The sequence below is a fragment of the uncultured Azohydromonas sp. genome, assembly GCF_937926365.1.
Lineage (GTDB): Bacteria > Pseudomonadota > Gammaproteobacteria > Burkholderiales > Burkholderiaceae_C > Azohydromonas.
Genome location: NZ_CALAOH010000208.1, coordinates 1 through 21,262 on the forward strand (window position 1 = coordinate 1; position 21,262 = coordinate 21,262).

General features: G+C 69.2%; 20 protein-coding genes. 10 read left to right on the forward strand and 10 right to left on the reverse strand.

Going from position 1 to position 21,262, the window contains the following annotated elements:
• Positions 1 to 464 precede the first annotated feature (464 nt).
• Positions 465 to 1,196, reverse strand: a complete 732-nt coding sequence (locus Q0741_RS22255) for a GntR family transcriptional regulator (protein ID WP_298235381.1) — start codon at positions 1,194 to 1,196, stop codon at positions 465 to 467.
• Between the two features lie 127 nt (positions 1,197 to 1,323).
• Between Q0741_RS22255 and pcaB the strand changes: the two genes are divergently transcribed.
• From pcaB to Q0741_RS22270, 3 genes are all read left to right on the forward strand, one after another.
• On the forward strand, positions 1,324 to 2,700 hold the full coding sequence (gene pcaB / locus Q0741_RS22260) for a 3-carboxy-cis,cis-muconate cycloisomerase (protein ID WP_298235382.1): 1,377 nt from the start codon (positions 1,324 to 1,326) through the stop codon (positions 2,698 to 2,700).
• A gap of 258 nt (positions 2,701 to 2,958) precedes the next feature.
• Positions 2,959 to 3,933, forward strand: coding sequence for a tripartite tricarboxylate transporter substrate-binding protein (locus Q0741_RS22265; protein ID WP_298235383.1), 975 nt, complete (start codon positions 2,959 to 2,961; stop codon positions 3,931 to 3,933).
• Positions 3,934 to 3,939: 6 nt separating this feature from the next.
• Entirely contained in the window at positions 3,940 to 5,454 is a 1,515-nt protein-coding gene (locus tag Q0741_RS22270) for a fumarate hydratase (RefSeq protein WP_298235384.1), read from the forward strand.
• A 176-nt stretch (positions 5,455 to 5,630) separates the two neighbouring features.
• Here the strand turns inward: Q0741_RS22270 and Q0741_RS22275 are convergent, their stop codons facing one another.
• Positions 5,631 to 5,849 (reverse strand): hypothetical protein, encoded by a 219-nt coding sequence (locus Q0741_RS22275; protein WP_298235385.1) that lies wholly within the window; start codon positions 5,847 to 5,849, stop codon positions 5,631 to 5,633.
• A gap of 457 nt (positions 5,850 to 6,306) precedes the next feature.
• On the opposite strand from Q0741_RS22275, the gene Q0741_RS22280 reads away from it, so the two are divergent.
• Complete coding sequence (locus tag Q0741_RS22280; protein WP_298235386.1) at positions 6,307 to 7,686, forward strand: beta-galactosidase; 1,380 nt, start codon at positions 6,307 to 6,309, stop codon at positions 7,684 to 7,686.
• Between the two features lie 79 nt (positions 7,687 to 7,765).
• On the opposite strand, the gene Q0741_RS22285 is transcribed toward Q0741_RS22280, so the two are convergent.
• The 3 genes from Q0741_RS22285 to Q0741_RS22295 form a co-directional block, all read right to left on the reverse strand.
• Positions 7,766 to 7,915, reverse strand: a complete 150-nt coding sequence (locus Q0741_RS22285; RefSeq protein ID WP_298235387.1) for a hypothetical protein — start codon at positions 7,913 to 7,915, stop codon at positions 7,766 to 7,768.
• 12 nt (positions 7,916 to 7,927) lie between these two features.
• The gene (locus Q0741_RS22290) at positions 7,928 to 8,926 is read right to left on the reverse strand and encodes a TRAP transporter substrate-binding protein (RefSeq protein ID WP_298235388.1); all 999 of its coding nucleotides are present in this window, start codon (positions 8,924 to 8,926) and stop codon (positions 7,928 to 7,930) included.
• Between the two features lie 405 nt (positions 8,927 to 9,331).
• Complete coding sequence (locus Q0741_RS22295) at positions 9,332 to 10,351, reverse strand: TRAP transporter substrate-binding protein (protein ID WP_298235389.1); 1,020 nt, start codon at positions 10,349 to 10,351, stop codon at positions 9,332 to 9,334.
• Positions 10,352 to 10,473: 122 nt separating this feature from the next.
• On the opposite strand from Q0741_RS22295, the gene bla reads away from it, so the two are divergent.
• Both bla and Q0741_RS22305 read left to right on the forward strand, forming a co-directional pair.
• Positions 10,474 to 11,370, forward strand: a complete 897-nt coding sequence (bla, locus tag Q0741_RS22300) for a class A beta-lactamase (RefSeq protein ID WP_298235390.1) — start codon at positions 10,474 to 10,476, stop codon at positions 11,368 to 11,370.
• 82 nt (positions 11,371 to 11,452) lie between these two features.
• Positions 11,453 to 12,709: a DEAD/DEAH box helicase gene (locus Q0741_RS22305; RefSeq protein ID WP_298235391.1), complete on the forward strand. Its 1,257-nt coding sequence runs from the start codon at positions 11,453 to 11,455 to the stop codon at positions 12,707 to 12,709.
• A gap of 23 nt (positions 12,710 to 12,732) precedes the next feature.
• Here Q0741_RS22305 and Q0741_RS22310 read toward each other — a convergent pair whose 3' ends face one another.
• The gene (locus tag Q0741_RS22310) at positions 12,733 to 14,235 is read right to left on the reverse strand and encodes a hypothetical protein (RefSeq protein ID WP_298235392.1); all 1,503 of its coding nucleotides are present in this window, start codon (positions 14,233 to 14,235) and stop codon (positions 12,733 to 12,735) included.
• Between the two features lie 230 nt (positions 14,236 to 14,465).
• On the opposite strand from Q0741_RS22310, the gene Q0741_RS22315 reads away from it, so the two are divergent.
• A complete protein-coding gene (locus tag Q0741_RS22315) occupies positions 14,466 to 15,365 on the forward strand; it encodes a glyoxalase/bleomycin resistance/dioxygenase family protein (RefSeq protein ID WP_298235393.1) in 900 nt (299 codons plus the stop codon).
• Between the two features lie 19 nt (positions 15,366 to 15,384).
• On the opposite strand, the gene Q0741_RS22320 is transcribed toward Q0741_RS22315, so the two are convergent.
• Both Q0741_RS22320 and Q0741_RS22325 read right to left on the reverse strand, forming a co-directional pair.
• On the reverse strand, positions 15,385 to 15,759 hold the full coding sequence (locus Q0741_RS22320; RefSeq protein WP_298235394.1) for a hypothetical protein: 375 nt from the start codon (positions 15,757 to 15,759) through the stop codon (positions 15,385 to 15,387).
• A 149-nt stretch (positions 15,760 to 15,908) separates the two neighbouring features.
• Complete coding sequence (locus tag Q0741_RS22325; protein WP_298235395.1) at positions 15,909 to 16,109, reverse strand: hypothetical protein; 201 nt, start codon at positions 16,107 to 16,109, stop codon at positions 15,909 to 15,911.
• Positions 16,110 to 16,347: 238 nt separating this feature from the next.
• Here Q0741_RS22325 and Q0741_RS22330 point away from each other — a divergent pair, with 238 nt between their 5' ends.
• The gene (locus Q0741_RS22330; protein ID WP_298235396.1) at positions 16,348 to 16,566 is read left to right on the forward strand and encodes a hypothetical protein; all 219 of its coding nucleotides are present in this window, start codon (positions 16,348 to 16,350) and stop codon (positions 16,564 to 16,566) included.
• Positions 16,567 to 16,672: 106 nt separating this feature from the next.
• On the opposite strand, the gene fghA is transcribed toward Q0741_RS22330, so the two are convergent.
• Positions 16,673 to 17,509, reverse strand: a complete 837-nt coding sequence (gene fghA / locus Q0741_RS22335) for an S-formylglutathione hydrolase (protein WP_298235397.1) — start codon at positions 17,507 to 17,509, stop codon at positions 16,673 to 16,675.
• 2 nt (positions 17,510 to 17,511) lie between these two features.
• On the reverse strand, positions 17,512 to 18,618 hold the full coding sequence (locus Q0741_RS22340; RefSeq protein WP_298235398.1) for an S-(hydroxymethyl)glutathione dehydrogenase/class III alcohol dehydrogenase: 1,107 nt from the start codon (positions 18,616 to 18,618) through the stop codon (positions 17,512 to 17,514).
• A 216-nt stretch (positions 18,619 to 18,834) separates the two neighbouring features.
• Here Q0741_RS22340 and Q0741_RS22345 point away from each other — a divergent pair, with 216 nt between their 5' ends.
• The gene (locus Q0741_RS22345) at positions 18,835 to 19,749 is read left to right on the forward strand and encodes a LysR family transcriptional regulator (protein ID WP_298235399.1); all 915 of its coding nucleotides are present in this window, start codon (positions 18,835 to 18,837) and stop codon (positions 19,747 to 19,749) included.
• Positions 19,750 to 19,831: 82 nt separating this feature from the next.
• A complete protein-coding gene (locus tag Q0741_RS22350) occupies positions 19,832 to 21,214 on the forward strand; it encodes a D-serine ammonia-lyase (protein ID WP_298235400.1) in 1,383 nt (460 codons plus the stop codon).
• Positions 21,215 to 21,262 lie beyond the last annotated feature (48 nt).

Consider the following 21,262-nt stretch of genomic DNA (forward strand, 5'->3'; position numbering starts at 1 on the left):
ACGTGTGCCTGGGCGCGTCGCTGACGCAGCTGGAGACGCAGACGGTGCTGGGAACCTTGCTCCGGCGCCGGCCGGGCTTGCAACTGCGCGGAGCCGGACAACGCACGCAAAGCCCGCTGTACCGCGGGTTCGCCAGTTTGCCGGTAGGGAGCTGATTCCAAGTTCATTTCGGTCGTGAAATGACCTGTTCGTACTGACCCTTCGATACCTCATACCAGTTCTTGACGCCGACTTAAAGAATCCCGTCACACCCGCGGAGGCGGGTGTCCACGAACTCCGGGCGGCATCCCGGTCCGCGTGGATGCCCGCCTGCGCGGGCATGACGGAATGACTTCACTGGCCATCGCGAACTGGAATCAGGGCGCGCCCTGTGCTGAGGTATCGAAGCATCAGGACGAACGGAATACTTCATTAACAAGCGCAACTTGGAATGAAAGCCTTCACGTGGGCCATGCGGCCCAGCCTCATTCCCGCGCCCGGTTCATCTGCATGGAGAACGTGAACCGGTCGGCCGGGTGGATCGAGACCGAGATCTCGAAGGGCACATCCGACGAGTCCAGGTAGCGGCGCACGATCTTCAGGGCCGGCGAACCAGCCTCGGCGACCAGCGGCTCGCTCAGCGCCTTTGACAGGCTCACCGCGTTGACCTCCTGCTGCACGCAGGCGATGCGGCGGCCGTAGCGCTTCTCGATCAGCGAGCTGATGAGCTCCTGCGGCGACTCGCGCACCAGCGCCGGAACCTCGGTGTAGGAGGCGTCGATGTAGACGTCGGTCCAGCCGATGGGGCGGCTCTTCTTGCCGCCGTCCATGCGCAGGCTGCTGATGCGCAGCCAGCGCGTGCCGCCCGGGCAGCCCAGTTCCTTGGCCAGCGCCAGGTCGGCCACGATCTCCTTGACCTCCCGCACCTGCCGCACGTGCGTAGCGCCGAACTGCGCCAGCTCGTCCACGGTGGCAATGGACTGCGTGAAGCCCGGGGTCGGCCCCGACGCCTCGACCCGCGTACCCACGTTCTTGCGCCGCGAGATCAGCCCCAGCTCCTGCAACTCGTCCAGCGCCTTGCGCACGGTGTAGCGGCTGGCGCCGTAGCGGTCGCACAGCTCGAACTCCGTGGGCAGCAGCGACCCGACCGGAAAGCGCCCCCCGGCAATGCCCTCGGCCAGGTCGCGGGCGAGATCCGTGTGTCTTGTCTTGTTCATGTCCGTCTCCGCGGGCCAGCGTGTTACCACGGGTTTACCCGCATGGTGGTTATGTTCGAACAAACTACAGTGTTTATGTCCGAACATATTGATATGTTCGTTTTTTGGCAACATATTAGCAGGCCCCATGACCTCCTCCTTCGCTTCCGCCGCCAGCACCGTCGTCGACTCGATCCTGTTCCGCGACGCCTTCGGCACGCAGCACATGCGCGACGTCTTTTCCGACCGCGCGCTGATCCAGCGCTACATCGAGGTCGAAGTGGCGCTGGCGCGTGCCGAAGCCCGCTGCGGCGTCATCCCGTCCGAGGCCGCCGAGGTCATCGCGCGCGAGTCGCGGCTGGAGCGCATCGACTTCGACCACATGCGCCACGAGACCGACATCGTGGGCTACCCGATCCTGCCGCTGGTGCACCAGCTGGTGGCGATGTGCGGCGAGGCCGGCCGCTACATCCACTGGGGCGCCACCACGCAGGACATCATGGACACGGCCAACGTGCTGCAGGTGCGCGCGGCCCTCGACATCGTCGAGGCTGACGTCACCGGGCTGCGCCGCATCCTGGCCGAGCTCTCCCGCAAGCATCGGGACACGCCCATGGCCGGGCGCACGCACCTGCAGCAGGCGCTGCCGGTGACCTTCGGCTACAAGACCGCGATCTGGCTGGCGATGTTCGACCGCCACCAGGAGCGCCTGGCCGAGCTGAAGAAGCGCGTGCTGGTGGTGGAGTTCGCCGGCGCCGCCGGCACGCTCGCATCGCTGGGCGCCAAGGGCTTCGAGGTGCAGCAGGCGCTGGCCGAGGAGCTGGGGCTGGATGTGCCCGCAACCACCTGGCACGTGGCGCGCGACGGCTTTGCCGAGACCGTGAACCTGCTGGCGCTCATCACCGGGTCGCTGGGCAAGATCGCGCTGGACATCATGATCATGGCCTCGACCGAGTACGCCGAGGTCTACGAGCCCTTCGTCAAGGGCCGGGGCGCCAGCAGCACCATGCCGCAGAAGCGCAACCCCATCTCCAGCGAGCTGATGCTCGCGGCCTCCAAGGCCGTGCGCCAGCATGCCGGGCTGATGGTGGACGCGATGGTCCAGGACTTCGAGCGCGCCACCGGCCCCTGGCACGCCGAGTGGATCGCGATGCCCGAGAGCTTCATCCTCACCGCGGGCGCGCTGCACCAGGCCAGGTTCGCGCTGGGCGGGCTGATCGTGGACACCGACCGCATGCGCCACAACCTGGGCATCAGCCGCGGCCTGATCGTGGCCGAGGCGGTGATGATGGGCCTGGCGCCGGCCATCGGCCGCCAGCAGGCACACGACGTGGTCTACGACGCCTGCCGCACCGCCAACGACACCGGTTGCTCGCTCTCCGAGGCGCTGGCCGCGCTGCCGGCCGTCACCCGGCACTTCGACCGCGCCGCCATCGACCGCCTGACCGACCCGGCCAACTACCTGGGCCTGGCGCCGCAGATGGTGGACCGCGCGCTGGCGCTGTCCGAGAAGAGCGCCGCCTGAGGCCGGCGCTGGTCCCTGCGGCCCCGTCCGCTCTCATACCAGCTCTTAACGCCGACTTAAAGAATCCCGTCACACCCGCGGAGGCGGGTGTCCACGAACTCCGGGCGGCATCCCGGTCCGCGTGGATGCCCGCCTGCGCGGGCATGACGGAATGACTTCACCGGCAATCGCGAACTGGAATCACACACCCGTCCCCGTTGCGCTCGTGGCCCATGGCAGGGGCCGCAGCGGCCTGCATGCCCCGTTGAGGAGACAACCATGAAGACCATCAAGCTCGCCTGCGCCGCCGTCGCGCTGCTGGGAACGCAGTGGGCCCAGGCCCAGGCCTGGCCTGCCAGGCCGATCACCTGGATCGTGCCCTTTGCCGCCGGCGGCCCCACCGACGCGATGGCGCGAGACATCGCCGACAAGGTGACGAAGCAGATCGGCCAGCAGATCATCATCGAGAACGTCGGCGGCGCCGGCGGCACCATCGGCGCGGGCAAGGCGGCCAAGGCCGCGCCCGACGGCTACACCTTCCTGGTCGGGCACCTGGGCTACATGGGCGCCGCGCCCGCGCTGTACAAGAAGCTCAACTACGACCCGGTCAAGAGCTTCGACCCGGTGTTCCGCTTCCCCGACACGCCGCTGGTGCTGCTGGTGCCCAAGGCATCGCCCTACAAGACAGCGGCGGAGCTCATCGCGGCGGCCAAGGCTCGGCCGGGCAAGCTCAACTTCGGCAATGCCGGCGTGGGATCGAGCTCGCACCTGGTCGCCGCGCTGTTCGCGTCCAAGGCCGGCATCGAGGTCACGCCGGTGCCCTACAAGGGTGTGGCGCCGGCGATGAACGACCTGATTGCCGGCCAGGTGGACGCCATGTTCGACCAGACCAACACGGCGCTGCCGCAAGTGGCCGGCGGGCGGCTCAACGCCATCGCGCTGACCTCGCCGACGTCCATGCCGCAGTACCCGGACGTGCCCCCGCTCACCGACAAGACGCTGCCCGGCTTCGAGGCCTCGACCTGGTACGGCCTGTACGCGCCCAAGGGCACGCCCAAGGTCGTGGTGGGCAAGCTGCACCAGGCATACCTGAAGGCCTTGGGCGACAAGGAATGGACGAAGAAGATGGCCGACCAGGGCATCAAGCTGCTGCCCGAAGCCCAGTACGCGCCGGAGGCGTTCGCGCAGCACACGGCCGCCGAGGTGGAGCGCTGGCGCAAGGTCGCCGCCGCGGCCAACATCCAGCCGGATTGACCCGCCATGGCCGCCATCGCACAGGAGGACCTGGCCTGCAGCATCGCCGAGGCGCTGCAGTTCGTCAGCCACCACCATCCGGCGGACTTCGTGCGGGCGCTGCGCCGCGCCCACGCCACGGAGACGCACCCGCCAGCCCGCGCCGCCATCGAACAGATGCTGATCAACAGCCGTCTCAGCGCCCTCGGCCGCCGGCCGCTGTGCCAGGACACCGGGGTGGCGCAGGTCTTCGTGCGCATGGGTTGCGGCGTGCAGTTCTTCCGTCGTGACGGCACGCCGCCACGCAGCCTGCAGGCGGTCGCCGACGAGGCGGTGCGCCGCGCCTACCGCGATCCCGCCAACCCGCTGCGCGCCACGATGGTCAGCGACCCGCTGGGGCGGCGCCTGAACACCCGCGACAACACGCCGGCCGTCGTCCACTGCGAGCTGGTGGAGGGCAGCGAGTTGGAAATCGTCGTCGTCGCCAAGGGCGGCGGCGGCGACGTGAAAGCGCGCTTTGCCACGCTCAATCCCAGCGACAGCGTTGCCGACTGGGTGCTGCAGCAACTGCCCGGCATGGGCGCAGGCTGGTGCCCGCCCGGTATCCTCGGGCTGGGCATCGGCGGCACGCCGGAGCAGGCCATGCTGCTGGCCAAGCTCTCGCTGTTCGAGCCGATCGACATCCAGGAGCTGCGCACCCGCGGCGCCGGCCATCCCGAGGAGGCACTGCGGCTGGACCTGTACGAGCGCGTCAACGCGCTGGGCATCGGTGCGCAGGGACTCGGCGGCCTGAGCACGGTGCTGGACGTGAAGCTGAAGACGGCGCCGTGCCACGCCGCCACCATCCCCGTGGCCCTGGTCCCGAACTGCGCCGCCACGCGCTACGTGCGGCTGAAACTCGATGGCTCGGGGCCCGCGCGCATCGAGATGCCGTCACCCGCGCTGTGGGACGGCATTCCCGACCGCTTCGACGTGACCGATGCCCTGCGGGTCAACCTGGACCGCCTGGAGCGCGCCGACGTCGCCCGCTGGCGCATCGGCCAGACGCTGCTGCTGTCGGGCAAGGTGCTGACCGCACGCGACGCCGCCCACAAGCGCCTGGTGGAGCTACTGCAGCGCGGCGAGCCGCTGCCCGTGGAGCTGCGCAACCGCGTCATCTACTACGTCGGTCCGGTGGACGCGGTAGGGAACGAGGCGGTCGGGCCGGCCGGGCCGACCACGGCCACGCGCATGGACAAGTTCGTGGAGCCGCTGCTGCAGCACACCGGGTTGCTGGCCATGATCGGCAAGGCCGAGCGGGGAGCAGATGCCATCGCGTCGATCGCCCGCCACGGCGCAGCCTACCTCGCAGCCACGGGCGGCGCGGCGTACCTGCTGTCCAAGGCGATCCGCGGCGCGCGGGTGCTGGCCTTCGAAGACCTCGGCATGGAAGCGATCCACGAATTCGAGCTGGCCGACTTCCCGGTCACGGTCGCCGTGGACAGCACCGGCGAGACGATCCACCGCCACCTGATCTCGCCGGTCTGGCTCAGGCCGGTGTGATACCGGTTCTTGACGCCGACTTAAAGAATCCCGTCACACCCGCGCAGGCGGGTGTCCACGAACTCCAGGCGGCATCCCGGTCCGCGTGGATGCCCGCCTGCGCGGGCATGACGGAATGACTTCACTGGCCATCGCGAACTGGAATGAATCCAAGGGGCACGGCCTTGCCGGATCGCTCAGAAGCGGTGGCGCAGGCCGCAATAGCCCTTATGTGAAGTTGCAGCCGCAACGGCTTGCGGCCGGCAACTCAACCATCGTCGGATCAGGCGCTCAAGTTCAGATGCGATCGCGCGCATCGGGCGCACGCCGGTCCAGAGGGCCAGCGAGAGGCAGCCATCGCGCCTGAAGGCCCGCTCCACCTCCAGCGGCACATGGGTGCGGTCGCCCTCAGGCACGCAGGACACCTCGACCTCGTTGATGCGCCAGCGGTCCGAGCAGGGAGCGGGCCGCGGCGATTGTTCAAAAAGGTGCAGTGTGGCCAGTTGTTTCGCCCTCCCGCGCCGGAGAGCACCACGGCCAGCACGCTCGGCGGCAACGCGCCGGCTTCGCGGCCAGGAGCATTTGCTCCAATGCAATGGCACCTATCTGTTGCCTAAGCAACGTCCAGCACGGTGGTTGCGGCGATCCAGGCGCCGAGTCTTGTCTGCATCTCTTTACGCCTCCAAAGATGCCGTAACCCGTGGAGCCGCGCAGCGTGGCATTGTTCGACCGCGCCACGAACCGACGTGCCGCGCAATCCATGACGACCCTGAGCAAAGAGGCGCGCGAAGAGCGCCCGCCAGGTCTGCTGTACCCAAGCCTGCGAAGCATGCCCCGCGCGTGCCTCGTGCAGGCGTGCCGTTGACCATACGAATGAAACTGCTGACCAAGAATAACCTCTCGGCCTGTTCAATTGCTTGCTCCTTGCTTTTGAGCGCTTGTGGCGGCGGAGAGGATTTCTCCTACGAAAACGCCGCGCAAACGGAAACGGCGTCTGTCGTTGGCACCCATGCCGCGGCTGGGCAACGGGAGTATGCCGCCGAGTTGAAAGCCGATGGGCTGTCCGCCATGGAAATGGATATCGAGGATGATGCGGCGGAAGATTGGTCGATCCGGATCGGTCCGGACGATCTCGCCGGCGAATCATTTCCCATATTGGATCCACTGACTTTCGTGAACGAGCAGGCCGCGGAACCGGTGCCTCTGGATTTCGCCGAAATGAGCGCCGGTGCGACGCGCGAATTTGCCGCCGCCGCGGCGGGCGGTCCGACGGTCAAGTGGAATCCCGGCCATTACGTATTCTTCGGTTCCAAGGCCGGCGATTACGTCATCGACGCCGCCCTGCGCGAAACCGCGGGCATGCCTTTCGTGAAAGGCATCGTGGTGCGCGCCAGCTGGCGCCAGTTGGAGCCACGCAAGGGGCAATACGACTTCTCGCGCGTCGAGCGCTACCTGCAGAAGGCGGCGGCCAAGAACAAGCGCCTGTTCGTGATGCTGAGCACCAAGACGGTCAACGGCGACAAGGCCGTGCCCGACTATCTGCGCACAGCCCAGTACGGCGGCGGCGCGTTCCGCATCGGCACCATCAAGGGCACCCAGGGCGAGAACGTCGCGCTGCACAACGACAACGTGCGCGACCGTCTCATCGCGCTATCACAGGCCCTGGGCCGCCGCTACAACAAGAACAACAATTTCGAAGGCATCATGTTCAACGAAACCGCCTTCGGAAAAATGGTCAAACCACTCAGCGAGGCCCAGAAACAGCGTTTCTTCTCCAACCTGGCCCGGGTGGATACCGCGACGCGCAATGCATTTCCCAACAGCGTGGTGATTCAGTTCATGAATTACCCCGCCAATTTCATGCCTGCGCTGTTTGAGAACATGAAGAAAAACGGCGTGGGCATGGGCGGCCCGGACGTTTTCATCAACGATCCGAACCTGAACCGTTCCGCCTACGGCTTCAACCCGAAGGCAACCGGCACCATTCCGATCGGCATGAAGGTGGAAACGGATTCCTATGACGCGGTGCGCCACGGCGGCCCCTACAACCCGCCCGACGTGCGCGATATCTACCGCTTTGGCCGCGACAAGCTGCATGCCAATTACCTGTTCTGGTTCCGCTATACCGCCCGTCACAATCCCTGGGCCGACGTGCTGAAAATGTTCAAGGGCGAGGCTTTCTCATCGGGCAGTTCCGGCGGCCTCAAGAACGGCTGTCCCTCGACCTTCGCCAAGTGCACGCCCAAACTCTGAGCCTGAGTGGACGACGAGACTGGTGCCGTGCCACGCCATCGTGGCGCGGCATCAGCGCGGGTGAGCCGGCAACCTGATGTCAGGCCACGGGGGCGGGCGCTTCTCGCGCTTGGGCCGCCGCAGCGGCCCGAAACACCGACTCCGCCTCGTCGCGGTAGCAGTCCTGCGCGATGTCGTGGCTCAGCGCCGCCGCGGCATGCGGCGGCACCGCCGGCACCACGTGCAGCAAGGTGTATCCGTCTCACTTCCTGGCGCGGATCTGCTCCAGCTCGGTGAACATGGCCTTGGCGGTGGCCTCGCCGAATTCCTTGCTGAACTTGGCCACCACCGGCTGCAGCTTCTCCTTCATGCGCGCCTGCTCGGCCGCCGGCAGCTCCGTCACCTGCATGCCCTGCTTCTTCAGCTCCGCCAGGGCCTGCTCGCTGAAGGCCCGGATGGTCTTGCGCTCGAACACGGTGGCCTCGCGCGCCGCCTCCTGCACGGCCTTCTTCTCGTCGGCCGTGAAGCCATCCCAGGTCTTCTTGGACAACAGCAGCACCCAGGCGCTGTAGATGTGCTTGTCCAGCACCGTGTGCTTCTGCACCTCGTAGAACTTGCTGGCGAGGATGGTGGCCAGCGGGTTCTCCTGCCCGTCCACCGCCTTCTGCTCCATCGCCGAGTACAGCTCGGTGAAGGGCATGGGCACGGCGTTGGCGCCCAGCGTGTTGAAGGTGTCGATGAACAACGGGTTCTGGACCACGCGCACCTTGAGGCCCGAGAAGTCGTCGGCCTTGTTGATGGGCTTGCGGCTGTTGCTCACATGCCGGAAGCCGTTTTCCCAGAAGGCCAGGCCGATCAGGCCCTTCTCCGGCAGCTTCTCCAGCAGCTTCTGGCCGAAGGGGCCATCCAGCAGCGCATCGGCTTCCTTCTCGTTCTGGATCACCAGTGGCAGGTTGATGACACCGAAGTCCTTGACCAGGCTGACCAGCGTCGAGCTGTCCGGCACCACCATTTCCTGCATGCCGCCGCGCAGCGCGGAGATCATCGTCACATCGTTGCCCAGCGCGCCGCTGGCATACAGCTTGACCGTCAGCTTGCCGCCGGTCTTGTGCGACAGGATTTCGCCGAACTTCTTGACCGCCACGCCCTGGGGATGGTCGTCACTGAGGCCGATGCCGACCTTCAGGACCTTCTGTGCCGTGGCGGGAGCCGCCAGTGCGGACAGCAGGGCGGCGGCAACGAGTAGCGAGCGGGTTTTCATTCGAGATTCCTGCAGAGGTGAGAGAAACGAACCGGACCAGCGGCCGAGGCCGAGGGCCGGAAGAGTCAGGCAGCGGGATCGGCCTGCAAGCCGTGGCGGATGGGCGCCTGTCGCCCGCTCCTGCTGGCGGCCATGCCCGTCGGCACGATCGATGCAATCGTTGGATAGCGCTGTCCCAGAAAGCCAAAAAAATGAAGCGGACTTCTCTTCCGCTTCGCATGCGCTGCCCTGCTTCCCCAGGCAAGATGACACCAGAGTGTCCTTGCTGTGGGATAGCGCTATCCTAAAACACGGGACGCCGGAACCCTTACCCGTAATTACCCTGGGTACGGACCAGTCGTTCCTCGATCCGGTCACGCCTGGCGTGCGAGCCCGGCCACGCGGCGCTGCGCGGGCCGGCCCGCCTCAGGACATGTGCGCGATGCGCTCCAGCTCCGAGCGCAGCAGGCGCACCAGAGCCGGGTCGTAGGTCTGCAGCAGGCGGTCCGCCACGGGTTGCGTGGCCTGGCGCATACGGGCCTGTTCCGCGGCGGAAACCTCGTTGACCTGCATGCCCGCGGCCTTGAGGTCTTCCATGGCCTTGCGCGCCTGGTCGCGGCTGACCTGGCGCTGGTAGTCGCGGGCTTCCAGGGCGGCGCCCTGCAGCAGCTTGCGCTCGTCGGCCGACAGCTTGTCCCAGAACTTCTTGCTCACCAGGACCACCACCACGCCATAGGCATGGCCGGTGTTGCTGGCGTACTTCTGCACTTCGTAGAGCTTGGCCGAGCGCGCCACCAGCAGCGGGTTCTCCTGCGCGTCCAGGGCCTTGCTTTCCAGCGCACCGTAGACCTCGCCGAAGGACATGGGCACCGGGTTGGCGTTCAGGGCCTTGAACACGTCGATGAAGACCGGGCTCTGCTGCACGCGGATCTTCAGGCCCTGCAGGTCCTCCAGGCGCCGGATGGGATGGCGGCTGTTGGTCACGTGGCGCAGGCCGTTCTCCCAGATCGCCAGGCCCACCAGGCCCTTCTCCGGCAGCTTGGCCAGCAGGGCCTGGCCGAAGGGACCGTCCATCAGGGCGTCGGCCTGCGCCGAGGTGCGGATGAGGAAGGGCAGGTCCAGCAGCGTGAATTCGCGGACGACGCCCGCCAGCGACGCGGTGCTCGGGACGAACATCTCCTGCACGCCCCCGACCAGGGCCGACTGCTGCTGCAGCTCGGGACCCAGTTGCAGCGCCGGGTAGTCCTTCACCTTCAGCTTGCCGCCGCTCTTGGCCGCGACGATTTCGACGAATTTCCTCGCGCCCAGGCTGATGGGATGGTCGGCCGGGACGGTGGTGCCGATGCGGATGGTGCGTTCCTCGATGCCCTGGGCCTGGGCCCCGGCGCCCAGCAGCAGCGCGGCCGCGGTGAGCGCGGTGCGGCGCGTGATCCCGGAATTGTTCACGGTGTATTTCCTGGTGTGACGTCAGACAACCGGAGATTCTAGAGTTCGCCCCGCGCCGGCCTCCCGCCGCCCGGGCGCTCCAAGGCTGCGGTGAAATCTCGCCTTTTGGCCAAGCTTGACCCATGCCCCACCTGACCCGACGCCGGCTTGCGCTGGCGCTTGGCGGCCTGCCGCTGCTGACCGCCCTGCCCGGTACCGCCCGCGACCTGACCGAAGCGCCCCAGGACGCGCTGTCCCGCGCCCTGCCCGCCATCGAGCGGCGCCTGGACGCGCGGCTGGGCGTGCACGTGCTGGACACGCAGACCGGACGCCAGTGGGCGCACCGGGCCCACGAGCGCTTCCCGATGTGCAGCACCTTCAAGCTGCTGGCCTGCGCCGCCGTGCTGGCGCGCGTGGACGCGGGCGCCGAGGACCTGGACCGGCGCATCCGTTTCGGAGCCGGTGATCTCGTCACCTACTCGCCGGTGACGGGGCCGCATGCCGATGGCGCCGGCCTGCGCCTGGCCGAGCTGTGCGAGGCGGCGATGACGCACAGCGACAACACGGCGGCCAACCTGATCCTGCGCAGCCTGGGCGGGCCGGCCGCGGTCACGGCCTTCGCGCGCTCGCTGGGGGACGGCACGACCCGGCTCGACCGCTGGGAGACGGCACTGAACGAGGCCCGGCCCGGCGATGCGCGCGACACCACGAGCCCGGCGGCCATGGGCGGGAACCTGCACGCCCTGCTGCTGGGCCGGCACCTGGGCAGCGCCTCGCGCGAGCAGCTCACGCGCTGGCTGCTGGACAACCGCACCGGCGATGCGCGGCTGCGCGCCGGGCTGCCCGCGGCCTGGCGCATCGGCGACAAGACCGGCAGCGGCGACTTCGGCACCGCCAACGACGTGGCGGTGATCTGGCCGCCCGGCCGCGCCCCCGTGATCGCCAGCGTCTACATCACGCAGGCCGGCGCGTCCTTCGAGGCGCGCAACGCGGCGATCGCCGACATCGCCAGGCAACTGCCGGAAGTGCTCATGGGCTGATGCCCGCCGCAGCCGGCGCGAAGGCCGGTGCACGGACAATACCGGCCCCGCACCCCTTGCCGCTGCCGTGCGGCCTGCTCCCATGTCCTTTGCTTCCCTGGGCCTGTGTCCCTCTCTCGTCCGTGCCGCGCAGGAGCGTGGCTACGCGGTGCCCACGCCGATCCAGGCCAGCGCCATACCGGCCGTGCTCCAGGGACGCGACCTGCAGGCGCAGGCCCACACCGGCTCGGGCAAGACGGCGGCCTTCGCCCTGCCCCTGCTGCAGCAGCTGGAGCAGCGCAGCCCGCCCGGACCGCGCCGGCTGCACGGGCTGGTGCTGGTGCCCACGCGCGAGCTGGCGGTCCAGGTCGGCGCGGTGCTGCGCGAGCTGTCCCACGGCCTGCGCACGGCGCCGCGCGTCGCTGTGCTGTTCGGCGGCGTCTCCATCAACCCGCAGCTGATGGGCCTGCGCGGCGGCGCCGACGTCGTGGTGGCCACGCCCGGGCGGCTGCTGGACGTGGTGGCGCACAACGCGCTGAAGCTGGCCGACGTGCGGACGCTGGTGCTCGACGAGGCCGACCGGCTGCTCGACCTGGGCTTCGCGGACGAGCTGGCGCGCATCCTGGCGCTGCTGCCGCCGCGGCGGCAGAACCTGTGCTTCAGCGCCACCTTTCCCCACGCGGTCCAGGCGCTGGCGGGACAGCTGCTGCACGAGCCGCAACGCATCGAGCTGCCGCCGGAGCCCGAGGCCCGGCCCGACATCGAACAGTACGCGCTGGAGGTGGACGAGGCGCGCCGCACCGCGCTGCTGCGCCATCTGATCACCCAGGAGCGGTGGCCGCGGCTGCTGGTGTTCGTGGCCACGCAGTACGCCACCGGCCACGTGGCCGAGAAGCTGCAGCGCGCCGGCATCGCCGCGGCGGCGTTGCACGGGCAACTGGCTCAGGGCACCCGGCGCGCGGTGCTCGCCGACTTCCAGGCCGGCCGGCTGCAGGTGCTGGTGGCCACCGACCTGGCGGCGCGCGGACTGGACATCGCCGGGCTGCCGGCGGTGCTGAACTACGACCTGCCCCGCTCGGCGGCCGATTACACGCACCGCATCGGCCGCACCGGCCGCGCGGGCGCGCCTGGCTTGGCCATCAGCTTCGTGACGCCGGAATCCGACGCCCATTTCAAGCTCATCGAGAAGCGCCAGCAGCTGCGCGTGCCGCGCGAACGCGTCGCCGGCTTCGAGCCGGTGACACAGCCGCCAGCCGCCGCCGCGGCGGCGCCCGATGGCGGCGGCATCAAGGGCCGGCGCAAGAGCAAGAAGGACAAGGCCCGCGAAGCAGCAGCAGCGGCCCAGGCGCCGAAGCGCTAGCCCGCGCGCCGGGCGGGATCAACTCAATGATCCCGCCGATGGCTTGCATGCCTCCAGGCCGCCTGCGGGCTGACCTGCAGCTCCTGCTCCTCGCTGATCGCGAGCTGCAGATCGTCGCCGACGTGCAGCAGGGCGTTGTGCCATTCCAGCGGCAGCTTCAACCCGTCGGCGTGATGCTCGGCGCTGTCCTTCAGCACGTCGGCCGCGAAGGGCGTGGTGTGGAAGAAGTTCGTTTGCTGAACCGGGTGGCCGTCCTCGTCCAGCACGAACAGGACCACGCAGAGCAGGAAGGCTTCGCCGTGGCCGGGCCCCCGGGGCCTGTCGGCCTGGGGCACCTCGCGCAGCGCCAGGCAGCGCCAGGCTTGCACGCGCACGCCGGGCGCCAGATCGCCGATCACGCGACTGCTGTTTTCGACCACGACGGCCTCCAGCAGCGGTAGCTCGCGCCGGATGCTCGCGGCTCCGCCAGCCGTCTCCAGCCGGGCGGCCACGGCTGGCGCCGAGAAGGCCAGGGCGCTGCAGCCCGCATTGAGGGCTTCCTGCAGGACCGGGATGTAGTGCCCCAGCAGCCAGCGCTGCCAGCGCGAAGCGAGCTGTTCGCCGGGGCCGCCTTCCCCGCCGAGCGGGCCGGGCAGCGCCGCGCCCATCTCATCGACCGTCGCGAATCCGAGCAGAACCTCGCCGCTGGGCCTGACGGCCACCGCGACACCGTGGCGCCAGCCGTACTGGATCGCCTCCTCGTCCACCGCCTGCGCCTGCATGGCCTTGAGCGCCGTGGCCAGCTCCTCGCCGGGATGGCAGGCATCGAGCTCGTGCTTGTCCTGCTGCGCCAGCGCGAACAGCACGCCCTCGTACCCGGCGCTGCCGAAGGCGGACGATGCATCCTCATCCTTCGGCTCCTGGGCGTCCGCCGCATCGGCACGCCGCAGCGGGACCAGGGCGACTTCCTTGATGTCGCTGCTCGCGACGCCCAGGGCATCGGCCAGCGCCTCAAGGAGCGCCGGGCTGGAAGGCCGGTACGCGGCGTCGGCAAACACGCTCCCGAACGGATCGGACTCCGGGCCCTGGTGCTCGAAGTGGGCGCGAAAGAACGGCAGGCACAGCGACACCGAGTCGGTCTCGTCGTACAGGCCCGTTGCGAACGCGGCGGTGTCGTTCGACTTGTCCGTGGCGTGGAAGCAGTCCGCCAGGGTCATCCAGGGCGTCCGGACCTCACCCTTCCCGGGAGGCGCGGGCAGCACGCGGCCGAGGTAGGCACGCAGCTCTTCGAGCTCCAGCCGAATGTCCTCGTCATGTAGGAAGGACTCGGTGCTCATGAGCCCGTCGGCCAAGGCCAGCACATGACCGGCCTGCGCCAGCGCGCGGCGTTCCGCCCGGGCCGGGTACAGCGCTTCCACCAGCGTGCGGCCCACCTTCGCCGCCTGCTTCCGGTCCAGGAGCGCTGGTGAAGCGACCGGGCGCTTCAAATCGACGACCAGGCCCCAGGCTTCCACGCGCGGCGCCAGCGCCTGTCTGCCCAGTCCCACCGGGAGCACCGCAGCCGCGGTACTGCGGCGGGCTCGGGTTTGCGGGGCGGGCTTGTCTTGAGAATCGTCGCTCATGAGGTCGTGGGCAGCTGCCGCGGGCTCGCTGTCCCGCTGCTGCCTTCTGAAGATAGACCCGCACTATCGCACCGCAGCAAGGCACTGCCGCCCGCCGCCCACTGCGGAGGCCGGGCGCGCCCACAATCGGCCATCGTCTTTGCAAGCCGAACGACATGCCGCACAACGCCGAGATGCCCCCCTCCTCCGCGGCGTTGCCGCCCCTGCTGCCCCGCAGCGCCAGTGCGCTGGTGCTGCTGGAGCACGTCAACCTCACGCAGCCCGATCAGCAGCTCGCCACGCTGTTCTACGTGGTGGGCCTGGGCTTCACCCGGGACCCGTTCCTGATGGTCGGGCTCGACAACATGTGGATCAACATCGGCCGCACCCAGATGCACCTGCCGACGCGGCGCACGCCGCAGCGGCTGCGCGGGTGCATCGGCCTGACGGTGCCGTGGCAACGGGCGCTGCCAGCCCGGCTGGCGCCGCTGCGCCCGCTGCTGGCGCACACGTCCTTCGACTTCCGCGAGGCAGGCGAGCTGCTGGAACTGCGCTGCCCTTGGGGCAACGTGTTCAAGGTCCATGCCGCGGCGCCCGGCGAGACGCTGCCGGGCCTGGCGTATGTAGCGCTGGACGTGCCCCCCGGCACGGCGGCGGGCATCGGCCGCTTCTACACCGAGCTGCTGGGCGCGCCGGCCACCTTGCTGGCGCTGGGCGGCGGACTGCACCAGGCCGTGGTGCCGTTGGCCAGCGGGCAGTCGCTGCGCTTCGCCGAGACGCGCTCCAGCCTGCCGCCCTACGACGGGCACCACGTGCAGCTCTACCTCGACCGCCCCGAGGAAGCGCACCGCCGGCTCGGATCACGCGGCCTGCTGCAACGCGACCGGGGCCCGCAGGACTGGCGCTTCACCCAGCTCGTGGACCCGGCCGATGGCCGGCTGCTGTACGAGCTGGAGCACGAGATGCGGGGTCGCAGTCACCCCCTGTACGGCCGGCGCCTGGTCAACCGCAACCCGGCGCAGCAGCAGTCGAGCTACCGGCCGGGCGAGGACGAGCTGCCGGACGGGCCGCGCTGAGCGCGACCCCGGCCGCCGGTCAGACCACCGTCGCCTTGTCCAGCAGCGCCTTGCGCGCCTGAGCCAGTTGCTCGACCGCGGCCACCACGGCCTGCGACGCGCTCTTGTAGCCGGCCACGACGGGCGCCAGCGACTGCTTCGCCACGCTGTCCTGCAGCAGCGTGTCCAGGAACTGCGCGCATTGCGTGTCGAGCAGCTTCACCGCCTTGACCACGAATTCATCGGCCTGCTGCGTGGCCTGGATGAAGCCCGCCGCGGCGGTGCGCGCATCGGGCGTGGCGGTGCCGGCGCCCAGGGGCGCCTGGAACAGCTGGACCTGCTGCTTGAAGAAGGTGGCGCTGAGCTCGCCCCACTGCTTGGCGGCTTCCTGCGCGTGGGTGATGTAGTCGTTCATTGAAGGCTCCTTGTTCGAGGTGAAGGCGTGGCCGGTATGCACACGCCCGGTTGCTGAGAACCTTGACGGTGCGCCAAGCCCGCCCGGGCGCCGCAAGGGCCCGGGCTGAACATCGACGCAGACGGGAGGGGAAGGCGGGACGCGCCGCCTCAGTGGGCTTCAGCGGCCCAGCGCATCACGGCCGCGATGCCGCCGGCCGCGAAGCGCTCGCGCAACTGGAAGATTTCCTGCTTGGCTTGCGCCAGCGACAGTTCGCCGCGCGCGGCGCGCTGTTCCAGGTCGGCCATCGCCACCGCGTACTCGGGTGGCGGACCGTCGGCAATCGTGATGGCAGAGGCTTGAGTAGTCATGGTGTTGCCGCAATCCGGGTTGGTGATCCTGTAGCCGGTACACACGCTGGCGTCTCGCCGGCGTTTCGAGGACGAGTTTGCTGCATTGCAGCAAACCTTGTTCCAGCCGGATGGGCAAGTCGGTTGCCGGCGCATCAGAGATGCCATGGGCTGGGACGTGCGCCGCCATCGCCACCATGCCTCTTGAAATCCACCCGGCGGCCTCCACATCGGCCCTTCCTTTCCGCCAGACAGACGCATGAGCTCGCGCAACGACACCTCCAAGACCAGTATTTCCAGTGACGGCCTGCGGTACACGGCCAAGAAGCCGGGTTCCGCCTTCGGCTCGCCGGTCCTGGGCAGCAACTCCGCCACGATGTCGTGCTTCAAGTGCGGCCGCCACAAGCCCCTGTCGGAGCTGGTGAGCAAGAAGATCCTGGGGCGCAACGAGAAGGTTTGCGCCGTGAGCTGCAAGTGAAGCCCTGAATCTCCGGCGAGCGCGGACCGCTCCCAGCCATGAAAAAGACAAACCCCGGTCAGCCCGGGGTTTGCAGCATCTGGAGGCGATCAGCCGGAAAGCTGTCTCAGGCCAGCAGCGTCGCGGCGTGGTGGCGCAGGTGGTCTTCCACGAAGCTGGCGATGAAGTAATAGCCGTGGTCGTAGCCCGCATGCCGGCGCAACGTCAGCGGCTGGCCGGCCTCGGCGCAGGCCTGCTCGAACAGGTGCGGATGCAACTGCTCCGCCAGGAACTTGTCGGCCAGCCCCTGGTCGATGAGCAGCGGCGGCAGCTTCGCGCCGGCCTTGACCAGCTCGGTGGCGTCGTGCTCCGCCCAGGCCGCGCGGTCCTCGCCCAGGTAGCCCGAGAAGGCCTTGACGCCCCAGGGGCACTGCGTCGGCGCCGCGATCGGCGCGAAGGCCGAAACGCTCTGGTACAGCCCCGGATGCCGCAGCGCCAGCGTGAGCGCGCCGTGCCCGCCCATGGAGTGGCCGAAGATGCCCACGCGGTCCGAGCGCGCCGGGAACTTGGCCATTACTAACTCGCGCAGCTCCCGCGTCACCCAGCTCTCCATGCGGAAGCGCTCGGCCCAGGGCTCCTGCGTGGCATCGAGGTAGAAGCCCGCGCCGTGGCCGAAGTCCCAGGCCGCGTCGGCGCCCTCGATGCCCGTGTCGCGCGGGCTGGTGTCGGGCGTGACCAGCATCAGCCCCAGCTCCGCCGCCACGCGCTGCGCGCCGGCCTTGATGGCGAAGGTTTCCTCCGTGCAGGTCAGGCCCGCCAGGTAGAACAGCACCGGCACCGGGCCCTGCGCCGCCTGCGGCGGCACGTACACGCCGAACTTCATCGGCAGCCCGATACCTGCCGAGTCGTGCTTGTAGAAGCCCTGGGTGCCGCCGAAGCAGCCGTGCTCGCTCAGCGCCTGCATGTTCAGAACTCCACGACGGAGCGGATCGACTCGCCGCGCTTCATCAGCTCGAAGCCCTCGTTGATGCGCTCCAGCGGCAGCTTGTGGGTGATGAGGCTGTCGATGTCGATCTTGCCTTCCATGTACCAGTCCACGATCTTGGGCACGTCGGTGCGCCCGCGCGCGCCGCCGAAGGCCGAGCCTTCCCACTTGCGGCCGGTGACGAGCTGGAAGGGCCGCGTGGAGATCTCCGCGCCGGCCTCGGCCACGCCGATGATGATGCTGCGGCCCCAGCCCTTGTGCGTGCACTCCAGCGCCTGGCGCATGGTGGTGGTGTTGCCGATGCACTCGAAACTGTAGTCGGCGCCGCCATCGGTGAGCTGGACGATGGCGTCCACCACGTTGCCCACCTCCTTCGGGTTGACGAAGTGCGTCATGCCGAATTGGCGCGCCATGGCTTCGCGCGCGGGGTTGAGGTCCACGCCGATGATCTTGTCGGCGCCCACCATGCGCGCGCCCTGGATCACGTTCAGGCCGATGCCGCCCAGCCCGAACACCACCACGTTGGCGCCGGCCTCCACCTTGGCGTTGAAGATCACGGCGCCGATGCCGGTGGTGACGCCGCAACCGATGTAGCAGACCTTGTCGAAGGGCGCGTCCGGGCGGATCTTCGCCAGCGCGATCTCGGGCACGACGATGTGGTTGGCGAAGGTCGAGGTGCCCATGTAGTGCAGGATGGGCTTGCCGTCGAGGGAGAAGCGGCTCGTGCCGTCGGGCATCAGCCCCTTGCCCTGGGTCGAGCGGATGGCCTGGCACAGGTTCGTCTTGCGCGAGAGGCAGAACTTGCACTGCCGGCACTCCGGCGTGTAGAGCGGGATGACGTGGTCGCCCGGCTTCAAGCTGGTCACGCCCGCACCCACCTCCAGCACCACGCCGGCACCCTCGTGGCCGAGGATGGCGGGAAACAGCCCCTCGGGGTCGGCGCCCGAGAGCGTGTAGTAGTCGGTGTGGCAGATGCCGGTGGCCTTCACCTCCACCAACACCTCGCCGGCGCGCGGCCCTTCCAGGTCCACCGTTTCGATGGTCAACGGTTCACCGGCCTTCCAGGCCACGGCTGCACGGGTCTTCATGAGCTTGCTCTCCTTGTCTTGATGGGCTCGCGCGGCACAGGCAGGGCAACCCTCGGGATCGCCGCATCGCCTCCCACCGCCCGCGCGATGGCATCGCGATTGTGTGGAGGCGCTGAGCTGCAGTAAATGGAAGAAACGCGACTTTAGAATTCCAGGAATAGGAATGATCGACCGCGAGAGCGACTGCTCGGGAAGCTTCCACAGCATGGGCTGGATGTGCTGAATCAACTCGAACTGCTGCGCGTCTTCCAGGTGGCCGCGGAGTGCACGAGCTTTCGCGAGGCGGCCCTGCGCCTGGGCGCCTCGCCGCAGACCGTCACCCGCGCCGTCAAGGAACTGGAGGACCACTTCGGTGAGCTGCTGTTCCACCGCAGCACGCGGCAGGTGCGCATCACCGCTTTCGGCGAGGAGTTACTCGCGCGCTCGCGCCCGCTGCTGGCGGAGATGCAGGCGCTGTTCAGCACGCCGGCCCAGGCGCCGGAAACCCAGCTCTCGGGCCGGGTGCGCATCACGGGGCCGCGCATCCTGGGCCGCGGCTGCCTCGTGCCCGCGCTGACCCGGCTGGCCGCGGCGCATCCGGCGATCACGCTGGACTTGCGGCTGTCGGACGTGTTCGCCGACGTGGTGGACGAGCGCATCGACGTCGGCGTGCGCATTGGTTTCCTGCGCGACAGCCGCTTGGTCGCGCGCAAGGCCGGCGAGGTGGCGTTCTCGCTGGTGGCCACGCCGGAGCTGGTGGCGCGGCTGGGTGCGCCGCGGCGGGTCGAGGACCTGGTGTCGCTGCCGGTGACGGCGCTGCTGGACCCCAACACTGGCCGCATCTGGAGCTGGTACTTCGCCGAAGGGCGCCAGTTCACGCCCGAGGCCCGCACCTTCGTCACCGACGACCCGGACGCGGAGCTGGGCGCGATCCTCGCGGGCCTGGCTTTCGGCCAGGTGCCGGACTACCTGGCCGCGCCGCTGGTGCGCGAAGGCCGGCTGGTGGAGCTGATGCGCGACCAGGCGCCCACGCCCTGGGACATCTACGTCTACCGCCCGCAGCGCGGCCCGGTGCCGGCCCGTGTGAGGCTGGTGTTCGACCACATCGTGAGCGCCGTCGCCGAGCACCAGCGGGCGCTGCACGGCCATTGAGCGGCGAATGCCAGGCGCTGCGAGCCTCGGACGGCCCACCATGGCGACACCTGACGACACCTGTTGAAACCCGAGACGCCCCATGCCGCACCTGCCTCCAGCCGCCTCCCAGACGCACGCTCCGCTCGCCGACCGGCCCGCGGCCTTCGACCTGCAGGCGCTCCAGCGCGGCGAGCCGGTGCTGTGGGCGGCGTCCGCGCCGGCACACGCGCTCCCGCCGCAGGACGGCGCCGGCATCAGCCCGCTCGAGGTCGAGGCCACCGTGGCGCGTTGGCGCCGCTTCGCGCCGCTGCTGGAGCGGCTGTTTCCCGAGCTGCAGGCGCAGCACGGCGTCATCGAGTCCGAGCTGCTGCCGGTTCCCGGGCTGCAGCACGCGCTCGGCATGGCGCGGGACTTCGGCACCCTGCTGGTGAAGGCGGACCACAGCCTGCCGATTGCCGGCTCGGTCAAGGCGCGCGGCGGCATCCACGAGGTGCTGGAGCACGCGGAGACGCTGGCCCTGCGCCACGGCCTGCTGACGCTGGATGGCGACTACCGCGTGCTGGCCGAGGCACCGGCGCGCGCGTTGTTTGCTCAACACCAAGTAGCGGTGGGCTCCACCGGCAACCTGGGCCTGGCCATCGGTGTGATGGCCTCCGCGCTGGGCTTCCGCGCCGTGGTGCACATGTCGGCCGACGCCAAGGACTGGAAGAAGGCGCGGCTGCGCGTGCGTGGCGTGGAGGTGGTGGAGCACGCCGGCGACTACGCCGAGGCCGTGGCCGCGGGGCGCCGCGCGGCGCAGGCCGATCCGGCTTGCCACTTCGTGGACGACGAGCGCTCGCGCTCGCTGCTCCTGGGCTATGCCGCCGCCGCGCCACACCTGGCACGGCAACTGGCCTCCCTGGGCCGGCGCGTGGACGCGCAACACCCGCTGTTCGTGTACCTGCCGTGCGGCGTGGGCGGGGCGCCGGGCGGCATCGCCTTCGGGCTGGCGCAGCTCTTCGAAGCGCACGTGCACTGCTTCTTTGCCGAGCCCACGCGCGCACCGTGCTTCCTGCTGCAGATGCTGGCCGGCACGCCGGGCTTCGAGTTCCTGGGCAACAACCCGTCCGTCTATGACGTGGGCCTGGACAACCGCACCGAGGCCGACGGGCTGGCCGTGCCGCGCGCCTCCGAGCTCGCGGCTGCGGTGGCGGGCCCGCTGCTGGGCGGGGTCTACACCGTCGAGGACGAGGCGCTGTTCAGGCTGCTGCACGCCGCGGCCGTCAACGAGGCGCTGCGCATCGAGCCCTCGGCCGCGGCCGGCTTCGCTGGGCCCGCAATGCTGCGCGACACCGCCGCGGGCCGGGCCTACATCGAGCGCCACGGCCTGCGGCCGCACATGGCCGAGGCCACGCACATCGCCTGGACCACCGGGGGCCTGTTCGTGCCCCAGGACGAATACGAGCGCTTCCTGGCCCGCGGCCGGGACGCCGGCTGCCGCTGATGCGCCAGACTGCCCGGCGCGCCCACATCACAGCCGATTGAAAGGCCC